Here is an 18,179-nt window from a genome sequence, read left to right as displayed (position 1 = left end):
AAAAAACTCCCATGGCGAGGCATGCTGCTGGCCGTTGCGGTTGCGGGCGTAGTGTATGGCCTCTACCGCTGGGGCTACAGCGAGGGACACGACAGCGCTGAGCGCGACGGGAATGCCTCACTCAGTCAGCTGCAGTCGCAGTTCGATACCTACCGCCGTGAGCAGACGGAGATGGAGAACACCGCGCTGCGGGCCTGGGCAAAACGCTATCAGGAGCAGGTAGCCGCAGGCCATCAGGCAGAGGCCGATTACCTTGAGCAGGTATCGCTGCTTGAAAACCAGAACCAACAACTAAAAGAGAAAATTGATGATGTCACACAGCGCTGGATTGATGAAAAAGGTAAGAGCCATCCCATTGAGTGCGTGTTTACTCGCGGTTTCGTGCGCCAGTACAACGCAGCCCTCGGATATGACGACGCAACCGTCGACAGCGGTCATACAGGCAGCACTACCACCGCTATCCCCGGTGCTGGCACAGCGCCCCGGCCTCCTGAAGCCCCTGACGCCGGGCTACGCAACTCAGGCGTCTCACAGCGTGACGTCCTCGCCAACATCATCGACAACGCCAGACAGTGCCGCGTCTGGCGAGGCCAGATAAACGGTCTGCTGGATGAACGAGAAGGATTACAGAAATGACGTTGCAGGTTGAATTCTGGACGGTGGTGGGCTTTCTCATCACCTTTATGAGTTTTGTCGGCGGCATCGCCAAATGGTTATTTGGCAAGGCTGAGGAGCGTCAGGCGGCGCGATTCGCCTCGCTTGAGCAGTCGCTGCAGCAGTCCGCCTCCAACTGGGGTGAGCTGGAAAAAGAATTTATGCGCTTCCGGGCTGAACTGCCCCTCAACTATGTCCGTCGCGAGGATTATATCCGGGGTCAGACGGTCATCGAGGCCAAGCTGGACGCACTTTACAACAAACTGGAAGTGGTACAACAGTACCGTCATACAGGAGGTCACCATGGTTGATATCGCCCGCGTGCGCCGGGAATCCCTGCGCTGGAGTCTGCTGGTCGCTCTGAACAAAACCCGCCCGTATACCGCCAGCGAAACGCTGCTGCTGGATGTGTCCCGCGCCATCTACCCGGACACCACGCATCTTGAGCTGCGTCGGGAGCTGGACTATCTGGCTGACCGCAAGATGGTTGATCTGGAGAAGAAGCCGTCCGGCGACTGGTTTGCCGATCTGACCCGCCTCGGTGTTGACCTGGTGGAATATACCGTTGAATGCGGCCCCGGCATTGCCCGCCCGGGAAAGTACTGGAGTGAATGATGGCCAGACGCAGCACGATAGATAAGCTGCCGGAAAACGTGCGGCGCTGGCTTGAGCGGGCGCTGAATGAATCCGGCTTCAGCGGCTATTCCGAACTGGAATCGCTGCTGCGTGAGCAGGGTTACGTCATCAGCAAATCAGCTATTCATCGCTATGGCCAGAAGATTGAGCGCCGCTATGGTGCCATCCGTGCGGCCACCGAAGCGGCCCGTATGCTGACCGAGGGGGCGGCTGACGATCAGGATGCGCGTTCGGAAGCCGTCATCGCCCTGATCCAGACCGAGCTGTTCGAGAGTATCGTCCAGCTGCAGGAAGCAGAAGAAGGCGAAGTCGACCCCAAAGAGCGCGTGGCGCTGCTGTCCAAGGTCGCTAAAAACGTGGCCACGCTGTCCCGCGCCTCCGTCAACCTGAAGAAATTTCAGAGCGAAGTCCGTGACCGCGCCCGACTGGCGGCGGGTAATGCCGAGAAGATTGCCCGCAAGGGTGGCCTGTCTGCTGATGCCGTACAGGCGCTGCGACGTGAAATTCTGGGGATTGCCACATGAGTCAGCTTGCTCCCGTTTTGCCTGATACCTCGGCGCTGGATGTGCCCGCTGTTCTGATGCCTTACCAGCAGCGCTGGGTGGCAGATACCTCTCCGCTCAAGGTGATTGAAAAGAGTCGCCGTACCGGTATTACCTGGGCTGAAGCATCCGATAACGTGCTGACCGCTGCCTCTTCGGCACCTGCGGGTGGCATGAACGTCTATTACATTGCCTATAACCAGGACATGACCGTTGAGTATATCCAGGCCTGTGCCATGTGGGCGCGGGCATTCAACTACGCCGCCAGCGAGATTGAAGAAGGTTTCTGGGAAGAGGACGAAGACGATAAGCATATCAAGACCTACACCATCAAGTTTCCCGACTCCGGCTTCCGCGTTGTCGCGCTGTCCAGTCGCCCGTCTAACCTGCGTGGCCGTCAGGGCATTATCGTTATTGATGAGGCCGCGTTCCATGAGCAACTGGATGAACTGCTGAAAGCGGCGCTGGCGATGCTTATCTGGGGCGGTAAGGTGCGCGTTATCTCTACCCATGACGGTGACGACAACCCGTTCAATACGCTTATTGGCGATATCCGTGCCGGACGTCAGGGGGGCAGCGTACAGCGAATTGCCTTCAAAGAAGCCGTTGCGCAGGGTTTGTTTCACCGTGTCTGCCTGCGAACCGGGAAGGAATGGACGCAGGACGCTGAACAGGCGTGGATGGCGTCGGTGTACAAGTTCTACGGCACCGGCGCATCCGAAGAGCTTGACTGTATCCCGGCCAATGGCGGCGGTGCCTGGCTGTCCCGCGCTCTGATTGAGTCCCGTATGTCACCCGATACGCCGGTGCTGCGTCTGACCTGCCCTGAGGGCTACGAGCTGAAGCCCGACGCTGAGCGCTTCAGTGATACACAGGACTGGCTGGATGAGAATCTGAAGCCGCTGCTGGAGGCGCTCCCCGCTGATGCCCGCTCATTTTTAGGGCGTGACTTTGGCCGCAGCGGTGACCTGTCGGTGGACTATCCACTGCTGCAGGAGAAGAACCTGGTACGCCGCGTACCGTTCGTGATGGAGCTGCGTAATGTGCCGTTCAAGCAGCAGGAACAAATCACCTGGTACCTGATGGACGGTCTGCCAAACCTGATGGGCGCGGCACTTGATGCCCGTGGTAACGGCTCTTACCTCGCTGAATACGCCATGCAGCGCTACGGCTCCAGCCGGGTGAAGCAGGTTATGCCTACCGAGAGCTGGTACCGCGAGCATATGCCGCCGGTTAAGGCGGCGCTGGAGGATGGCAACCTGATTGATTTGCCGAAGGATGAAGACACGCTGGATGACCTGCGGGCCGTTCAGGTGGTTAACGGCGTTCCCCGCGTGCCTGAACAGCGGTCAAAAGCGAAGTCGGACAGTGGCAAGCGCCACGGGGACTCGGCTATCTCGCTGGCGCTGGCGTACTTTGCCAGCCGTGAAATTAACAAAGGGCCGGTGAAGGCAAGCTCACGCCGTCGTCGCCAGTCGGCCCGTATGCTGGAGGGTTATTGATGCCGCGTGGACTCTGGGTTTCACCCAATGAATTTGTCAGCTTTGCCGAGCCGAACAAGACGCTGACGGAGCAGATTGCATCACGCAGCCGCTCCATCGACTTCTTCGGTCTGGGTATGTACCTGCCCAATCCCGATCCTATTCTCAAATCACAGGGCCGGGATATCCGCATCTATCGCGAGCTGCGTACCGACCCGCTGGTTGGTGGCTGTATCCGCCGACGTAAAGCTGCGGTTAAGTCGCTGGAGCGTGGGCTTGAGCGTGGTCATGCCCCGGAGCGGGTATTCAGCTTTATTAATGACATGCTCGACGACCTCGATATCTCCCGCATCATCGGCGAGATGACCGACGCCGTGCTCTACGGATACCAGCCCTGTGAAATCATGTGGGGCCGTTCCGTTAAGTCCTGGGCCATCACCGACATCGTGGGCAAACCACCCGAGTGGTTCCAGTTCGACAACGACAACCTGCTGCGATTCCGGGCTAAAGACGCCGGGCTGGAGGGCGAACCCGTACCACTGAATAAATTCGTGGTACCGCGTCAGGATGCGACCTACGACAACCCGTATGGCTTCCCTGATTTGTCGATGTGCTTCTGGCCTGTGACGTTCAAGAAAGGCGGGATGAAGTTCTGGGTGCGCTTTGCCGAGAAATTTGGCTCGCCGTGGGTTATCGGTAAGCATCCACGCGGTACGGCTCAGGGCGAGATTGACCTGCTGCTGGATTCCATGGAGGCGATGGTCGAGGACGCCGTGGCGGCTATTCCTGATGATTCCTCTATCGAAATCAAAGAGGCCGCAGGCAAAGCCGACAGCAGCGATATTTACCAGAATCTGATTACGCTCGCCCGCAGTGAAATCTCTATTGCCCTGCTGGGGCAGAACCAGACCACCGAGGCGAACAGCAACCGCGCCTCTGCGCAGGCCGGGCTGGAAGTCACCAGTGATATCCGCGATGCCGACGCCGAGATTGTAGTGAGTGCAGTGAATCAGGTTATCCGTCAGGCCGTCTCGCTGAACTTTGGCGATGTGGCCAGCCCCGTCTGGAAGATGTGGGAACAGGGAACGGTCGACGATACGCAGGCCACCCGCGATGAGAAACTCAGCCGCGCCGGTGTGGTCTTCACGTCGCAATACTTCAAACGCGAGTACCAGCTGCTGGACGGTGATATTGACGAGACACCGCCGTCAGAACGCCAGAAGAACAACATACTGCCGCTGTCGTTCGCCGAGGCGATTGATGCCGATATTCAGGCTCAGCAGGATCTGGATGATGCGCTGGATATTCTGATGAACGGCGGCTCGTTAAACGGCGTGCTTGAGCCTGTGCTGGCACCGCTGTTTAAGCAGGTTGAAGGCGGTGTTAACCCCTCGGCGCTGCTGGGTTCGCTGGCCGAACTGTACCCGCAGATGAACGCGGATGACCTGCAGGAGCGGCTGGCCCGTATCCTGTTTGTCTCAACACTCTGGGGGCGTCTGCATGAGCGTGACCACGGCTGAGCTGGCGTACTGCATGACGCTTCCCCCGAAGCGGGCTATCAGTTACCTGAAATCCAAAGGGTATAAAATCACCTGGGACTGGGAGGAGATGTGGCAGGATGCGCATGCCCGCGCTTTTACCGTCGCCAAAGTGACCCGCCTCGATATTCTGGAGGATATCCGAAGCGCCCTGCAGAAAGCGCTGGACGAGGGGAAGACAGACCGCTGGTTCAGAAAGGAGCTGGAGCCGGAGCTGCAGCGTAAGGGATGGTGGGGGCCGCGTGACACCACCGACCCGGTAACGGGTGAGCCGGTGACTATCCAGCAGGGTAGCCCGTGGCGTCTCGACACCATCTTTCGCACCAATATGTCCGTGCTCTACAGCGCCGGGCGCTGGGCCGAACAGATGGAGAACGTCGACGACAGGCCGTACTGGATGTATACCGGCATCAACGACAGCCATACCCGCAAGGCGCATCTGCTGCTTCACAATCTGGTGCTGCGTTATGATGACCCGTTCTGGCAGGCGTTCTACCCGCCGAACGGCTGGCGCTGTCGCTGTGGGGTGATTGCCCTGAGCGCGGCAGATGTGCGCGCCCGTGGTTTGAAGGTGGTGAATTCAGGTTCTGCTATGGGCTGGGAGCTGAAGCTGGTGTCGGAGAAAACCGGCGAGATGCAGAACGTCGCCACCTTCAACACCGGTACCACGAAGGTGGCCACCGACGTCGGCTGGTCTTATGCGCCGGGTGCGGCTTACCGTCCTGACCTTGCCCGTTATCAGGGCACGCTACAACCGCTGGCACAGCGGGAACTGAGAGGATACGATGGCTTCCAATAATCTGGTCAATATCACCATTAACGATGAGTCCCTGCGCCGGAGTCTGCGGGCGCTGGATTTAGCTGCCACAGACCTGGAGCCTGCGATGCGCAAAATCGCCGGAACCCTGCTGGCGGAAACGCAGTTTAACTTTCTGGATGAGGGCCGTCCGGGCTGGACGCCGTCGCTCGCCGCGCAGGATCGTGATGGTCAGACGCTGCAACTCACCGGACGGCTGATGGGGTCAGTATCTACAGACCATGACGACAGGCAGGCAGCGGTTGGTACTAACGTCGTTTATGGTCCGATTCACCAGTTCGGTGGTAAAACGGGGCGCAATGAGTCCGTTGAGCTTCCGGCGCGTCCGTTCCTGCCGATGACAGGGGACGGTGAGCTGCAGTCTGATGTGGTCGTTCCCATTCTTGATACGATTGTGCGTCATCTTGAATCTGCGGCCCGTCGTTGATTTTAACCCTCCGGGGCGGGCGATTTACCGCGTTACCCGCCCCGGAGCCTTTATAAAGGTTTACAGCCCCCTCGTTTACGGCTTTAATCGCTCCTGCTTCCCTCTCTCTGTCGTATCCCCCCTTATTTTTTCTAAAGCAGATTAAAAGCGCTCTTCGCGGCTTTTCCACAAACTGTCTCCGACAACATCACGCGGGACAGCAAAATGTCAGCCATTCATATTTTTAAAGCCGGTACTCATACCGACATGCACGGCACGAAACTGCCGTTCACGCAAAGCGATCTTGCCGCCTGCGTAAAAGCCTATGACCCGTCCGTCCATGAAGCGCCGCTCGTTATTGGTCACCCTAAAACGGAAGACCCGGCGTGGGGCTGGGTGAAATCCCTGTCACTCAGCGGCGCTGACCTGCTGGCCGAGCCTGAACAGCTCGACCCGCAGTTTGCCGAGCTGGTAGGCAACGGGCGTTTCAAGAAAGTTTCCGCCTCGTTCTATCTCCCTGACTCACCCAATAACCCGAAACCCGGCACGCTTTACCTTCGCCACGTCGGTTTTCTGGGGGCGCAGCCTCCCTCTATTAAGGGGCTGAAGCAGGTGTCATTTGGCGAGTCAGAAGAAGGCGTCGTCGAGTTTGCCGACTGGGGCGATATCACCAATGCCTCTCTCTGGGGACGGCTGCGTGACTTTCTGATCGGCCAGTTCGGGCTGGATGAAACCGATAAGGTACTTCCGTCATGGCAGGTTGATTCCCTGCGAGAAGAAGCGTACCGCGAGCCGGTGCAGGCCGTGCCGGACTTCAGCGAATCAAACCCTAACCCTCAACAAGAGAACGACACGATGACCAAAGAAGAAATTGAAGCCCTTCAGGCGGAAAACACCCGCCTGAAGGCTGAGGCCACCCAGCGAGCCGAGCTGGATGCGAAGAGTCAGCAGGAGAAGCTGCACGCTGACAACGTTTCCTACGCTGAGAAACTGGTAAGCGGCGGTCAACTGGCCCCGGCAGCGAAGTCCGTTGTTGTCGCCATTCTGGATGCGGTCTCTGCTGGCGATAAGCCGGTGGAATTTGCCGAAGGCGACACCCGCACGCCGCTTGCCACGGCGTTCAAGACATTGCTGGATGGCTCGGCACCGGTGCTGAACTTTAGCGAGCATGCAACCAAAGACCGTGTGGATACCGGTGTTTCAACGTCTTCAGCAGAGTTTGCTGAAGCCGACCCAGAGCGTCTGGCGCTGCATCAGAAAGCGCTGGATTTGTCGAAAAAAGAAGGCATCAGCTACGACGCTGCTGTCTCACGCTGCCTGTAATTAAGGAGAGAGCATGTCTGATTATTTAAAGGGTAAGCGCGTCGTTGATCCGGTGCTGACCAGCATCGCACGCGGCTATAAAAATGCCGCGTTCATCGGTGAGCACATCTTCCCGATTGTCCAGACCGACAAGGAAGGCGTGACCGTGCCGACCTTCGGCAAATCGGCTTTTGTGGAGTACGACACCGAGCGTGCCGTGGGAGCTGACAGCAACGTCCTGGTACGTGAGAAAACCGGCAAACTGGATCTGGTTCTTAATGAGCACGATCTGGCCGCGCCGGTGGACTATCGCGAGCAGGCGGAGTCAATGTTCAACGAAGAAGCCAAAGCCATTCGTCGCGTCACCAGCGGCGTCAACCTGAAGCGTGAACTGTACGCAGCCCGCCTGGCCCAGGATAAAAACGTCTACCCAGCATCGTCCGTTAAAGCACTGGCTGCCGCTGAACGCTGGGTGGATGGCAAGGGTAATCCAATCACCGTCATCGAAGCCGGTATCGAGGCTGTACGTAACAAAACAGGCCTACGCCCGAACCTGATGACCATGGGTGCCAGCGTCATGTCACTGCTGAAGTTCCATCCGGCGATCCAGGCCGCGATCGGAGCCAACGAGCGCAAACGCATCACCATCGAGATTTTGAAAGACCTTTTCCAGCTGGAAGACGTGGTGATCGGTGAGCCGGTATCCATGGCCTCAATGAAAGACGCACAGAATAAGGACAAGACCCCGACCGATGTCTGGGCCGATAACCTGATGCTGCATTACGTCGGTAAACCCCAGCCGGGCACCGACAGTGCCGACGAAAACGAACCATCGTTCGGTTATACCCTGCGTCGTAAGGGCATGCCGGTGGCGGACAAATACGACGGCGTCGGCGGCAAGGTGAAGTACTGCCGTTATACCGATATCTACAAAGTCGCCGTGGTCGGCGGTGATGCTGGGTATCTCGTCACCAACATTGTGAAATAAGGAGAGCGTCATGGGTACCACTCAGCAGGTCATTCTGACCACCACCGTTACGGCCAGTGCGGCGCTAACCCAGCAGCGTTTTGTCGGTGCCGATAATGCCCCCTGTCAGGCCGGTGCTGTGGCACTCGGTGTGGCAGAAGTTGATGCCGCTGCCGGTGATTTAACCCCGGTCAACGTTCTGGGTATCGTCGCCGTCGAAGTCGGCGCGGCTGTCACAAAAGGCCAGAATGTCCAGTCCGATGCCAACGCCTGCGCAGTTCCCCAGACTGCCGCATCGGGCGACACCCCAGCGGGTATTTCTGCCGGGATTGCGCTGGATGAGGCGCTGGCAGAAGGCGACGTTATCCGCATCCTGCGCGGGGTGTGACATGTACTGCACCCTGGCGGATTTGCTTGAGCAGGTACCGGAAAGGACGCTCATTGAGCTGACTAACGAGTCGGTTGGCTTTGATGAGCAGCCTCCGGTCAATGCTACCGTGGTTGAGAGTTGCATCCGCTACGCCGGTGAACTGATAGATGCCCACCTGCGTGGGCGCTATACCCTGCCGCTGACGGAAGTGCCGACCGTTCTGCGGGACATTGCCATCACGTTGACCCGATACCGTCTGTACGTCCGCCGTCCTGAAGGTGACCTGCCTGACACCGTCAAGGACGATAACAAGGAAGCACGACGGCAACTGGAGGCCATTCGCGACGGGAAACTCACGCTGGGGCTGCAGTCGACCCAGAAAGATGTGCCTGAGTCCGGTGAAATCCGGGCACGGGCACGCCGTCCCACCTTTGGCGGGCGCGATGGCTTACTGGAGAAATACTGATGAACGTTCTGCCCGTTATTGATGCGGTTGTCGCCCGCCTTAGGGAAAAACTCCCGACGCTTGCGGTGGAATACTTCCCGGAAAAACCAGCGGAATACCGCCTCAACCATCCGAAGGGAGCGCTGTTGGTGAGTTATGCCGGGTCGCGCTTCGACAAGCCCAATGATATCGGTGCGGTGATCCAGCCTCAGACCATCCAGCTGTGCGTCACGGTGGTCTTCCGCCAGCTCAACGGTAAACAGGGCGCGGTGGATGTGCTCGACGTGGTGCGCCGCATTCTCGGCGGCTACACCCCGCCGAACTGCCGCCGTCGTATCTGGCTGACCCGCGAGGTGTTTATCGGTGAGGTCAAGGGGCTGTGGCAGTACGCCCTCGACTTTGCCACTGAAAGCGTCTTTATCGAAGACAGCGACTTACCGTCCGGCCCGCTGTTAACCGAAGTGAATTATGAGGAAAGCGAGTGATGAAAGAATACCGCTATTCCGGCCCGGCCAGCGGCGTCACGCTGTCGGACGGAACCGAAATCCTGCTCTGGCCGGGGAAGAACGTCTCCCTGCCGGAGAACCATGAGTATGTGACGGTTCTGGTGGCGCTGAAGCACCTGACGCCGGTGCTTGAAGAAACCAAACCCGCCAGCACACCCGCGCCTCAGTTACCAAAGCGCAGGAACGGCGGCGACAACGATGTGAAAACGGAGGACTCCCATGGCAGCTAACTATCTGCATGGTGTTGAAACCATTGAAGTGGAAAATGGTGCTCGTCCGGTTAAAACGGTGAAGTCCGCCGTCATTGGCCTGATTGGCACCGCCCCGATGGGTGACGTCAATACGCTGGTGCAGTGCCTGTCTGAGAAAGATGCTTCCGTCTTTGGCAGCCAGTTGACCGGCTTCACTATTCCGCAGGCGCTGGATGCCATCTACGACCACGGCGCAGGCACCGTTCTGGTGATTAACGTGCTTGATCCGGCTGTGCATAAAACCGCTGTAGCCGATGAAGATGTAACGTTCGATAAAGCGACGGGCAAGGCCCGGCTGGCTAATCCAGTGGTCGCGCAGCTGGTACTGAAACCGGCCAGCGATGGTCAGCCCTATGTCGAGGGTGAAGACTACTCGCTTGATGCGCAGACCGGCGTGATTACCAGCCTCGGGAAAAGCATTGCGGCGGGCGCAACCGCGACGGCCAGCTATAACCATGCTGACCCGACCAAAGTCACCCCGGCTGATATCATCGGTGCTGTTAACGCAGCGGGCAACCGTACCGGCATGAAGCTGCTCAACGACAGCTTTAACCTGTTTGGCTACTTCGCCAAAATCCTGATTGCCCCGGTGTTCTGCACCCAGAACAGTGTCTCTGTTGAGCTTATCGCCATGGCTGAGAAGCTGGGGGCGGTGACCTATATTGATGCGCCGATTGGCACCACCTTTGCGCAGGCACTGACGGGGCGTGGCCCGGAAGGCACCATCAACTTCAACACCAGTTCCGATCGCGTCCGTCTCTGTTATCCACACGTTAAGGTCTATGACGCGGCCACCAACAGCGAACGACTGGAGCCACTGAGCCAGCGTGCTGCCGGGCTGCGTGCCAAAGTTGACCTGGATAAAGGCTACTGGTGGTCGTCATCCAACCAGGAAATCATGGGCATCACCGGCGTGGAGCGTCAGCTGTCGGCGATGATTGACGACCCGCAAAGCGAGGTGAACCTGCTTAACGAACAGGGTATCACCACGGTCTTCAGCAGCTATGGCAGCGGCCTGCGTCTGTGGGGCAACCGTATGGCAGCATGGCCAACGGTGACGCATATGCGCAACTTTGAGAACGTTCGCCGCACAGGTGATGTGATCAACGAGTCCCTGCGCTATTTCAGCCAGCAGTACATCGATATGCCGATCACCCAGGCGCTAATTGATGCGCTGACGGAATCGGTCAACGCCTATGGTCGTAAGCTGATTGGCGACGGTGCGCTGCTGGGCTTTAAATGCTGGTTTGATCCGGCCCGCAACGAAAAGACGGAACTGGCTGCCGGTCACCTGTTACTGAGCTACAAATACACGCCGCCACCGCCGCTGGAGCGACTGACGTTTGAGACCGAGATCACCTCGGAATACCTGTTAACCCTGAAGGGGAATAGCTGATGGCAAAGATTGAAATCAACCGCATCACCAATGCCAACATCTACCTCGATGGCGCTAACCTGCTGGGCCGGGCCGAGGAGGTCAAACTCCCTGACGTGTCCATGACCATGCAGGAGCACAAAGCGCTGGGGATGGTGGGCAAGGTGGAACTCCCGGCAGGCTTCGACAAAATGGAAGGCGAGATCAAGTGGAACAGCTTCTATCGCGACGCCATGTTGTCTGCTGCTAACCCGTATAAATCGCTGGCCCTGCAGTGCCGCTCCAGCGTGCAGCGCTACAGCTCACAGGGACTGATTGATGAAATCCCACTGGTCACCTTCCTGACGATCATGTTCAAGAAGAACCCGCTGGGGACGTTCAAGCAGCACGAGAATGCTGAGTTCTCCAGTAGCTTCACCTGCACGTACATCAAGCAGGTGCTGGACGGTGAAGAACTGCTGGAGCTGGACTATCTGGCCAACATCTTCCGCGTCGGCGGCGTTGACCAGTTGACTGACTACCGCATCAATATCGGGGGCTGACGGTGACCGTCGAGATTGAGGACAAAGGCGGGAACTGCAGTTCTATTGGCATGGGAAATGGTACCTGGTTCACCATTCTGGATATTCCGGGGGTGGAAAACCTTTTTAATATCCGCAAAACCAATGATCCGATTGACTGTACCCGTTCAAAGGCCCGTAAGCTGGCTGATTTGATTGAAGCCTGGACGCCACCCGACCACTGGTTCACTGGCATCGGTAAAGCCGAAGGAAAAGCGCTACTCATTGCGTTCCTGCGCAACTGCAAGGGGTTTCGCACTCACTGATATAAGAGGGGCTTCGGCCCCTTTCTTCTTAATCCCCTTTAATATCTGTCGCCCTCCTTACCGGACATACTGCTCTGAACTTACACAGGAGCACGAACATGTCACAAACCAAATCTGAAGCCGAACTCTTTATTCTGAAATACCCTTTCACCACAGCGGCTGGTGAATCAATCCCCCAGCTCACCCTTAAACGCCTGACGGTTAAAGACCTCAAACAGGTTAAAAAAATCCACAAAGACCCGAATGACTGGGATGAACCACTGATTTCTCGCAGCACCGGTCTGCTTCCGGAAGACCTGGATAATATGGATTTAGCGGATTATTTGGATCTACAGAAACGATTTCAGCAAATCACTGGGCTGGGCAAGAGCAACGAAGACGCTGATGCAGGCGCAGGGGCTACTGGCGAGGTGGTTTAGGTTTCAGCCGGGGGAGATTGATGCCCTCGATACTGACGATCTGGAAATGTGGCTGGATCAGGCTGAAGAGCAAATCAAAAGCGAGTACGGCGACAATCAGTAGTTCTCCAGCCCCAAGCAGCCGCACTTCGCGGCTGTTCTTTATGGTTCCCCACCATTTACCTCCTGTCTTTTTGCTTTCAGAGGATAACCACCTTGGCCAGTGAATTTTCAGTCGGCGTCATCATTGGCGGCATTGTCGGAAGCAGCTTTCGCTCTGCCGTCAGCGGTACCCGACGCGCCCTTGACTCTCTCGGCGATACGTCACGCCGCCTTCAGGAGCGTCAGAACGCTTTAACCCGTGCAACAGAACGCTATGGTCAGCTGGGTTCTTCCCGGATGCAACGCCTCAACAGCGATCTGCTGCGCGTGAGTCGCACAATGGAGCAGATTGAACGCCAGCAGCGCCGTCTGTCGGCGGTATCGGCCACCAGTGATGCGCTTAAATCCAACCGTATGGCGCTCTATGGTCAGGGGGCAGAGACTTACGGTATCGCCCGAACGCTGGGCGCACCGGTCATGGCCTCAGTCAAACAATATTCATCGTTTGAATCTCAGCTACGCGATATCAGTGTCACCGGCGATCTGGATTCAAGGCAGGAACAGGCCATCGGTACTGCCATTCGTCGGGCATCCCTGCAGGTCAATCAGCTCCAGGAATCTCTGTTGGGTGGCGTTGGCCAACTGGTTGCCGATGGCATGAATCCGCAGCAGGCAGCGACCTTTGCCGGGATGCTCGGTAAAGCGGCCACGGCCACCAAAGCGGATATGACTGACCTCGCCAAAATGACCTATGCCTTTAGTGATGCGCTGAAAATTACCGATGCCAAAGAGCTGGAGCAGGCGTTTGGGATTGCGGCAACCGGGGCCAAGCTCGGTTCGTTTGAGCTGAAGGATATGGCGAAAGCGTTACCCGGTATGGCCAAAGCCTTCGCTGCACGTGGTATTTACGGTAAAGACGCCATAACCCAGATCGTCGCCAGTCTGGAAGTGGGTAAAGGTAGCGGCTCAGCGGAAGAAGCCGTCACCAATATGTCCAACTGGCTGGCGGCAATGGGACGCGGAGATACCACGCAGAAATACGCTAAGGCTGGCGTGGATTACCAGGGGTCAATGCAAAATTATGTAGCCCAGGGTCTCTCTCAATATGAAGCCTCTCTGATGATTGCCAATCGATTTATCGACGGTAAAGGCAAGGCATTCGTACAGCAATGGAAAGCTGCAGGCTCAAGAGGTGATCAGGAAGGCCAGCAAAAGCTGATGGAGTCCTTCGGGCTGGCGGAAGTCTTTACTGATATTCAGACAGTCAACCATCTGCTGTCGATGCGTCAGGGCTGGGATAAATACCAGTCTAACAAGCAGGAAATGAATACGCCTTCGGCAATGGCTACCCTGGACAAGGATGCAGCGAAACAGAATGATACGCTCGAAGGGCGCTGGCGCAGAACACAGATTGGCTTTAACGACTCGGCTATCAGCATCGGTGAATCATTACGCCCGGCGTTGATCCAGTTAGGGGAAACGTTCATCCCAATAATGAACAGTGTTGGAAAATGGATCGCGGCTAATCCGCAACTCGTGAGCGGTACGATCCAGGTAATCGGTGCATTACTTGCGTTCAAGATGGCCACCATCGGCCTCAAGCTTGGGCTAAATCTTCTTATTTCACCTTTCGTCAATGTCTGGAAAAACGCCGTGCTCCTGCGGGCCAACTGGCTGCGGCTATCGCTCGCGCTGGGTGAAGGCGGCAAACTCCGCTGGCTGGTGACCGGCTTCAGCACGGTCGCCAAAGGAGCCGGAACACTGGCCCGCGTGCTCGGTGGTGGTCTGGTTCGTGGACTAATGCTCGCGGGTCGTGCCGTTCTCTTCATAGGTCGGGCGCTGCTGATGAATCCCATTGGACTAATCATCACTGGCGTAGCCATGGCCGCTTATCTGATCTACCGCTACTGGGGGCCAATTTCTGCTTTCTTTAAGCGAATGTGGGCGCAGGTAACATCTGCTTTCAGTAACGCCTGGAGTGGTATCAAGTCGGCATGGAATGGCGTATCAGGCTGGTTTACTGGTTTGTGGGGGAATGTTAAAGCAGCTTTTAACGGTGGGATCATTGGGGTCAGCAAACTTATTGTTAACTGGTCTCCACTAGGCTTGTTCTATAAAGCCTTTGCGGGGGTGATGAGTTGGTTTGGCGTCGATATGCCGAAAAACTTTACTGACTTCGGAGCCAATCTGATTAGCGGCCTCGTTAGCGGTATCGGTAATAAACTGTCTGCAGCGAAAGACACCATCGTTAACTTCGGCAACTCCATTTCGGGCTGGTTTAAAGAAACCCTGGGTATTCACTCTCCGAGCCGCGTATTTATGGGCTTTGGCGACAATATTGGCCAGGGGGCCGCTATCGGCCTGCAGCGTACCACACCACTGGCCGCACTCGCGGGTCAGCGTCTGGCCACCGAAATGACACCGGATGTTCCCCGCATCCCGTCGCCGGAAATCATGGCAGCGGGCTATTCAGGCCGTGGCGCAGCTGCTGCCAGTGGCGGAACATCTGGCGGTTTTCAGGTCAGTTTTAATCCCCAGTTTTTCCTCAATGGCAAAGAGACCGCAGCGCCTGCCGGGCTGACCGGCGCACTCAATATGAGCCTGCATGAGCTGGAGAAAATGCTGGAGCGTCTGCTGGCTCAGAAACAACGTCGGGGGTACGAATAATGTTTGCGGTACTGGGTGATATTGAGTTTGAGCTGATTACCTACTGGGACGGCTTTGAGGCCACATTCGGCGTCGATTATGCCGAACATGCCCGCATCGAAGGAAAGCCCGGCCTGCAGTTCGTCGGCGATAAGCTGGACGAAATCCAGATAAGCCTGGTCTTCCATCAGCATTATTGTGTGCCCGACGTGGAGCTGGCACGGCTGCGAACGGCCATGAAGGCCCATCAGGCGCTGGCGCTGGTCTTCGGGAATGGTGACTATCGCGGCTGGTTCGTCATTACCGACGTGACCGCGACCAGCGAACAGACCGACAGCACCGGCAACGTGCTGGCCGTTAACGCCACTGCATCGCTACGGGAGTATATCGGCGACCCGAAGAACCCGCTGCAGCCGCCTGCAATACGCACGCAGGTTCCCGGCGTCGGGGCGGTCTCCGGTGCCATTCCTTCACCGTCCGGGGTGGCGCAGTACGTCCGCGACGGTGTCAATTATGCCAAACAGGCGCAGTCCGTTCTCCAGACCACCATCAGTGCCGTTCGGGTGGCGCAGAAAATGAAGGATAACCCCGCCGCCGCGCTGACCCGCGTGCCGGGGCTGATGAGCGGACTGGGCAACGTGTCCGGGGCGTTAGGTCAAAGCGTTCCGGCATTTAATGCGCTCTCCGAATCCATGCCTGATGCCGTCAGTCTGGCCAGAGCCACCAGTGATGCGGCCACGTATGTGCAACAGGCGCAGTCTTCGCTGAGCAGCGTTGACGGCAGCAATATCGCAGCGGCGCTTGATGCCGTCTCTGGTCAGCTGAATTCAGCCAGCACCACCTTCACCCGCATGTCGCCGGGATTAAGCACCATGGCCGCCAAAATTCTGGCGAGGAGTGTGTGATGTTTCTTGAACATGTCACCCGTGACGGAGAGCGCTGGGACGCTCTCGCATGGCAGTACTATGGCGACCCGCTGGGTTATCCCCGAATTATCGCCGCTAACCCGCACGTGGCCATCACGCCAGTGCTGCCCTCCGGGTTGTTGCTATTGATCCCGGTTATCGAGGCTACCGATGCCAGTACAGAAGAGGATATTGCCCCATGGCTGAGGTAAACAGCACCACACAGGCCGCATCAGCGTTGACCGGCATCAGCGACGTTCTGAGTCCGGTGTTCACCCTGTGGTACCTGCAGAAGAACATCACTAACGATATCGCACCTTATGTCACCCGCGTGACCTACAGCGACAACATCAAAAGCGAGTCCGACACCATTGAGGTAGAGCTGGACGACACCGATGGTCGGTGGCTGGATAAGTGGTATCCGGGCAAGGGTGATACGCTGACGCTAAAGATGGGCTATCAGGGCGAAAAACTGCTGTCCTGCGGTACGTTCTCGATAGACGAGATCGAAGTGAGTTCGCCCGCGTCCGTTGTCGCTATCCGGGGCGTGGCCACATCGGTTAACAACGCCTTACGGACTAAATCCAGTCGCGGCTTTGAGAGCACCACGCTGGCCGCTATTGCCGGACGTATCGCCAAAAAGCATCAGCTGAAGCTGGTTGGCAGCATTGAATCCATCAAAATTGACCGAGTGACGCAGTATGCCGAAACGGACGTCAGTTTCCTGCGTCGACTGGCCAGCGAGTATGGCTATGCGGTGAAGGTCGTCAGTGACCAGCTGATTTTCTCCCATCTGGCCACGCTTCGTGAACAGGAGCCGGTTAAGCAACTGAAACCGCAGGATGTCGCCCGCTTTTCCCTGCGCGACACCATCAACCGGGTCTACAAGTCCGCAAAGGTGAAACACCAGAAGAGCAGCAGTAAAAAGTTGATCGTCTACGAGGCTGATGGTGGCACCAGTGAAAGCGATAAACAGACCAAAGGTGGCAAGGTCACGAGCGCCGACTCACTGAAGGTCAACAGCCGCGTTAGCGACCCTGACAGCGCAAAAATCAAGGCGGACTCCGCGCTGGCCAGCCATAACGAATACCAGCAGAACGGCTCCCTGACGTTAATGGGCACGCCACAGCTGACAGCGGGCAACAAAATTGAACTGGTGGGTTTTGGTCAGTTATCCGGGCAATGGCTGATAACTACTGCCCGACACGCTTTTGACCGCAATAGCGGTTATGTGACGGAACTGGACGTGGCGCGGGGGCCGGTGACTCAGGGCAAGGCGAAAAAAGGCAACAAGACCGGCAAGACCCAGACGCTGACCGTCTACAAACCGGACGGCAGCACCTCAACGGTAATAAAGGAGAAGAAAAAATGACAGGTGTAACTCTGCAGACCGGAACAGTCAGCGCTGTCGATGCTGATGGAGTGAAAGCCCGCGTCCGGTTGCCGGAGTGCGACAATATGCGCACCAACTGGCTTGACGTCCTGCAGCGCAATACCCAGAACAACAAAGACTACTGGCTCCCAGATGTGGGGGAACAGGTCAAAGTGCTGCTGGACGAAAATGGTGAGGATGGCGTTATTCTCGGCGCAGTCTATTCAGACGTCGATAAGCCGCCGTTCAGCGACAAGAACGTTCGCGGTACAACATTTAGCGACGGGGCTGAGTTCAGCTATAACCGCGATTCGCACACGCTCACTATCCGGGGGGGGATCGAACACATGGTTATCGAGTGTAACGCTGACGTGATGGTGAAAACGCAAAAAGCCACGATTGATGCCCCTGAGACCGAAATCACCGGCAACCTTCTCGTCGGAGGTAAACTGACCTATGAAGGCGGCATGGCAGGCTCTGGCGGCGAAGGTGCTGCCGCGACAATTCAGGGCAACGTCGAGATTAAAGGGAACGCCCACTCAACCGGCAGCATGCTGTCAGATGGATCGAACTCCAACCATCACTCCCACTGATTACGCAAATATCGAACACCATTTTAAACCCCGTTAATATGATAGGA

General features: G+C 57.1%; 23 protein-coding genes. All 23 read left to right on the top strand.

Going from position 1 to position 18,179, the window contains the following annotated elements; genetic code table 11:
- Positions 1-21: 21 nt before the first annotated feature.
- The 23 genes from V2154_RS14800 (at position 22) to V2154_RS14685 (ending at position 18,132) form a co-directional block, all read left to right on the top strand.
- Entirely contained in the window at positions 22-636 is a 615-nt protein-coding gene (locus V2154_RS14800; RefSeq protein ID WP_247752888.1) for a hypothetical protein, read from the top strand.
- Entirely contained in the window at positions 633-965 is a 333-nt protein-coding gene (locus V2154_RS14795; RefSeq protein ID WP_032636385.1) for a hypothetical protein, read from the top strand. The genes V2154_RS14800 and V2154_RS14795 overlap by 4 nt, the downstream gene beginning before the upstream one ends.
- The gene (locus V2154_RS14790) at positions 958-1,269 is read left to right on the top strand and encodes a hypothetical protein (protein WP_215758284.1); all 312 of its coding nucleotides are present in this window, start codon (positions 958-960) and stop codon (positions 1,267-1,269) included. The genes V2154_RS14795 and V2154_RS14790 overlap by 8 nt, the downstream gene beginning before the upstream one ends.
- Complete coding sequence (locus V2154_RS14785) at positions 1,269-1,814, top strand: DUF3486 family protein (RefSeq protein WP_032636387.1); 546 nt, start codon at positions 1,269-1,271, stop codon at positions 1,812-1,814. Before V2154_RS14790 ends, V2154_RS14785 begins: the two co-directional genes overlap by 1 nt.
- Positions 1,811-3,334 carry a hypothetical protein gene (locus V2154_RS14780; RefSeq protein ID WP_063924543.1) on the top strand — a complete coding sequence of 508 codons (1,524 nt, stop codon included), beginning with the start codon at positions 1,811-1,813 and terminating at the stop codon, positions 3,332-3,334. Before V2154_RS14785 ends, V2154_RS14780 begins: the two co-directional genes overlap by 4 nt.
- Positions 3,334-4,833, top strand: a complete 1,500-nt coding sequence (locus V2154_RS14775) for a DUF935 domain-containing protein (protein WP_181241299.1) — start codon at positions 3,334-3,336, stop codon at positions 4,831-4,833. The genes V2154_RS14780 and V2154_RS14775 overlap by 1 nt, the downstream gene beginning before the upstream one ends.
- Complete coding sequence (locus V2154_RS14770; RefSeq protein WP_215758283.1) at positions 4,814-5,650, top strand: phage head morphogenesis protein; 837 nt, start codon at positions 4,814-4,816, stop codon at positions 5,648-5,650. The genes V2154_RS14775 and V2154_RS14770 overlap by 20 nt, the downstream gene beginning before the upstream one ends.
- The gene (locus V2154_RS14765; RefSeq protein ID WP_215758281.1) at positions 5,637-6,095 is read left to right on the top strand and encodes a phage virion morphogenesis protein; all 459 of its coding nucleotides are present in this window, start codon (positions 5,637-5,639) and stop codon (positions 6,093-6,095) included. Before V2154_RS14770 ends, V2154_RS14765 begins: the two co-directional genes overlap by 14 nt.
- A 204-nt stretch (positions 6,096-6,299) precedes the next feature.
- On the top strand, positions 6,300-7,397 hold the full coding sequence (locus V2154_RS14760; RefSeq protein WP_215758280.1) for a peptidase: 1,098 nt from the start codon (positions 6,300-6,302) through the stop codon (positions 7,395-7,397).
- Between the two features lie 13 nt (positions 7,398-7,410).
- Positions 7,411-8,364, top strand: a complete 954-nt coding sequence (locus tag V2154_RS14755) for a hypothetical protein (protein WP_032636393.1) — start codon at positions 7,411-7,413, stop codon at positions 8,362-8,364.
- Between the two features lie 10 nt (positions 8,365-8,374).
- Complete coding sequence (locus tag V2154_RS14750) at positions 8,375-8,731, top strand: DUF2190 family protein (protein ID WP_032636394.1); 357 nt, start codon at positions 8,375-8,377, stop codon at positions 8,729-8,731.
- Position 8,732: 1 nt separating this feature from the next.
- A complete protein-coding gene (locus V2154_RS14745) occupies positions 8,733-9,179 on the top strand; it encodes a gp436 family protein (protein WP_006122443.1) in 447 nt (148 codons plus the stop codon).
- On the top strand, positions 9,179-9,643 hold the full coding sequence (locus V2154_RS14740) for a Gp37 family protein (protein WP_112778227.1): 465 nt from the start codon (positions 9,179-9,181) through the stop codon (positions 9,641-9,643). Before V2154_RS14745 ends, V2154_RS14740 begins: the two co-directional genes overlap by 1 nt.
- Positions 9,643-9,894, top strand: coding sequence for a hypothetical protein (locus tag V2154_RS14735; RefSeq protein WP_187394306.1), 252 nt, complete (start codon positions 9,643-9,645; stop codon positions 9,892-9,894). The genes V2154_RS14740 and V2154_RS14735 overlap by 1 nt, the downstream gene beginning before the upstream one ends.
- Positions 9,884-11,311, top strand: coding sequence for a phage tail sheath subtilisin-like domain-containing protein (locus V2154_RS14730; RefSeq protein ID WP_215758279.1), 1,428 nt, complete (start codon positions 9,884-9,886; stop codon positions 11,309-11,311). Before V2154_RS14735 ends, V2154_RS14730 begins: the two co-directional genes overlap by 11 nt.
- Positions 11,308-11,832, top strand: coding sequence for a phage major tail tube protein (locus V2154_RS14725; RefSeq protein ID WP_164079462.1), 525 nt, complete (start codon positions 11,308-11,310; stop codon positions 11,830-11,832). Before V2154_RS14730 ends, V2154_RS14725 begins: the two co-directional genes overlap by 4 nt.
- Before the next feature lie 2 nt (positions 11,833-11,834).
- Positions 11,835-12,116, top strand: a complete 282-nt coding sequence (locus tag V2154_RS14720; protein WP_112778229.1) for a hypothetical protein — start codon at positions 11,835-11,837, stop codon at positions 12,114-12,116.
- Between the two features lie 98 nt (positions 12,117-12,214).
- On the top strand, positions 12,215-12,535 hold the full coding sequence (locus tag V2154_RS14715; RefSeq protein WP_215758278.1) for a phage tail assembly protein: 321 nt from the start codon (positions 12,215-12,217) through the stop codon (positions 12,533-12,535).
- A 195-nt stretch (positions 12,536-12,730) separates the two neighbouring features.
- Positions 12,731-15,283: a phage tail tape measure protein gene (locus V2154_RS14705; RefSeq protein ID WP_215758277.1), complete on the top strand. Its 2,553-nt coding sequence runs from the start codon at positions 12,731-12,733 to the stop codon at positions 15,281-15,283.
- Positions 15,283-16,167: a phage tail protein gene (locus tag V2154_RS14700; RefSeq protein ID WP_215758275.1), complete on the top strand. Its 885-nt coding sequence runs from the start codon at positions 15,283-15,285 to the stop codon at positions 16,165-16,167. Before V2154_RS14705 ends, V2154_RS14700 begins: the two co-directional genes overlap by 1 nt.
- Complete coding sequence (locus V2154_RS14695) at positions 16,167-16,379, top strand: tail protein X (protein WP_168216494.1); 213 nt, start codon at positions 16,167-16,169, stop codon at positions 16,377-16,379. The genes V2154_RS14700 and V2154_RS14695 overlap by 1 nt, the downstream gene beginning before the upstream one ends.
- Complete coding sequence (locus V2154_RS14690; RefSeq protein WP_215758274.1) at positions 16,367-17,539, top strand: phage late control D family protein; 1,173 nt, start codon at positions 16,367-16,369, stop codon at positions 17,537-17,539. The genes V2154_RS14695 and V2154_RS14690 overlap by 13 nt, the downstream gene beginning before the upstream one ends.
- Positions 17,536-18,132 (top strand): phage baseplate assembly protein V, encoded by a 597-nt coding sequence (locus V2154_RS14685; protein WP_215758273.1) that lies wholly within the window; start codon positions 17,536-17,538, stop codon positions 18,130-18,132. The genes V2154_RS14690 and V2154_RS14685 overlap by 4 nt, the downstream gene beginning before the upstream one ends.
- Positions 18,133-18,179 lie beyond the last annotated feature (47 nt).

It is taken from the genome of Ewingella sp. CoE-038-23 (assembly GCF_040419245.1).
In the GTDB taxonomy this organism is placed as follows: domain Bacteria; phylum Pseudomonadota; class Gammaproteobacteria; order Enterobacterales; family Enterobacteriaceae; genus Ewingella; species Ewingella allii.
The sequence above is the reverse complement of the archived record's forward strand: the minus strand, read 5'-3'. Positions and strand labels throughout refer to the sequence as shown.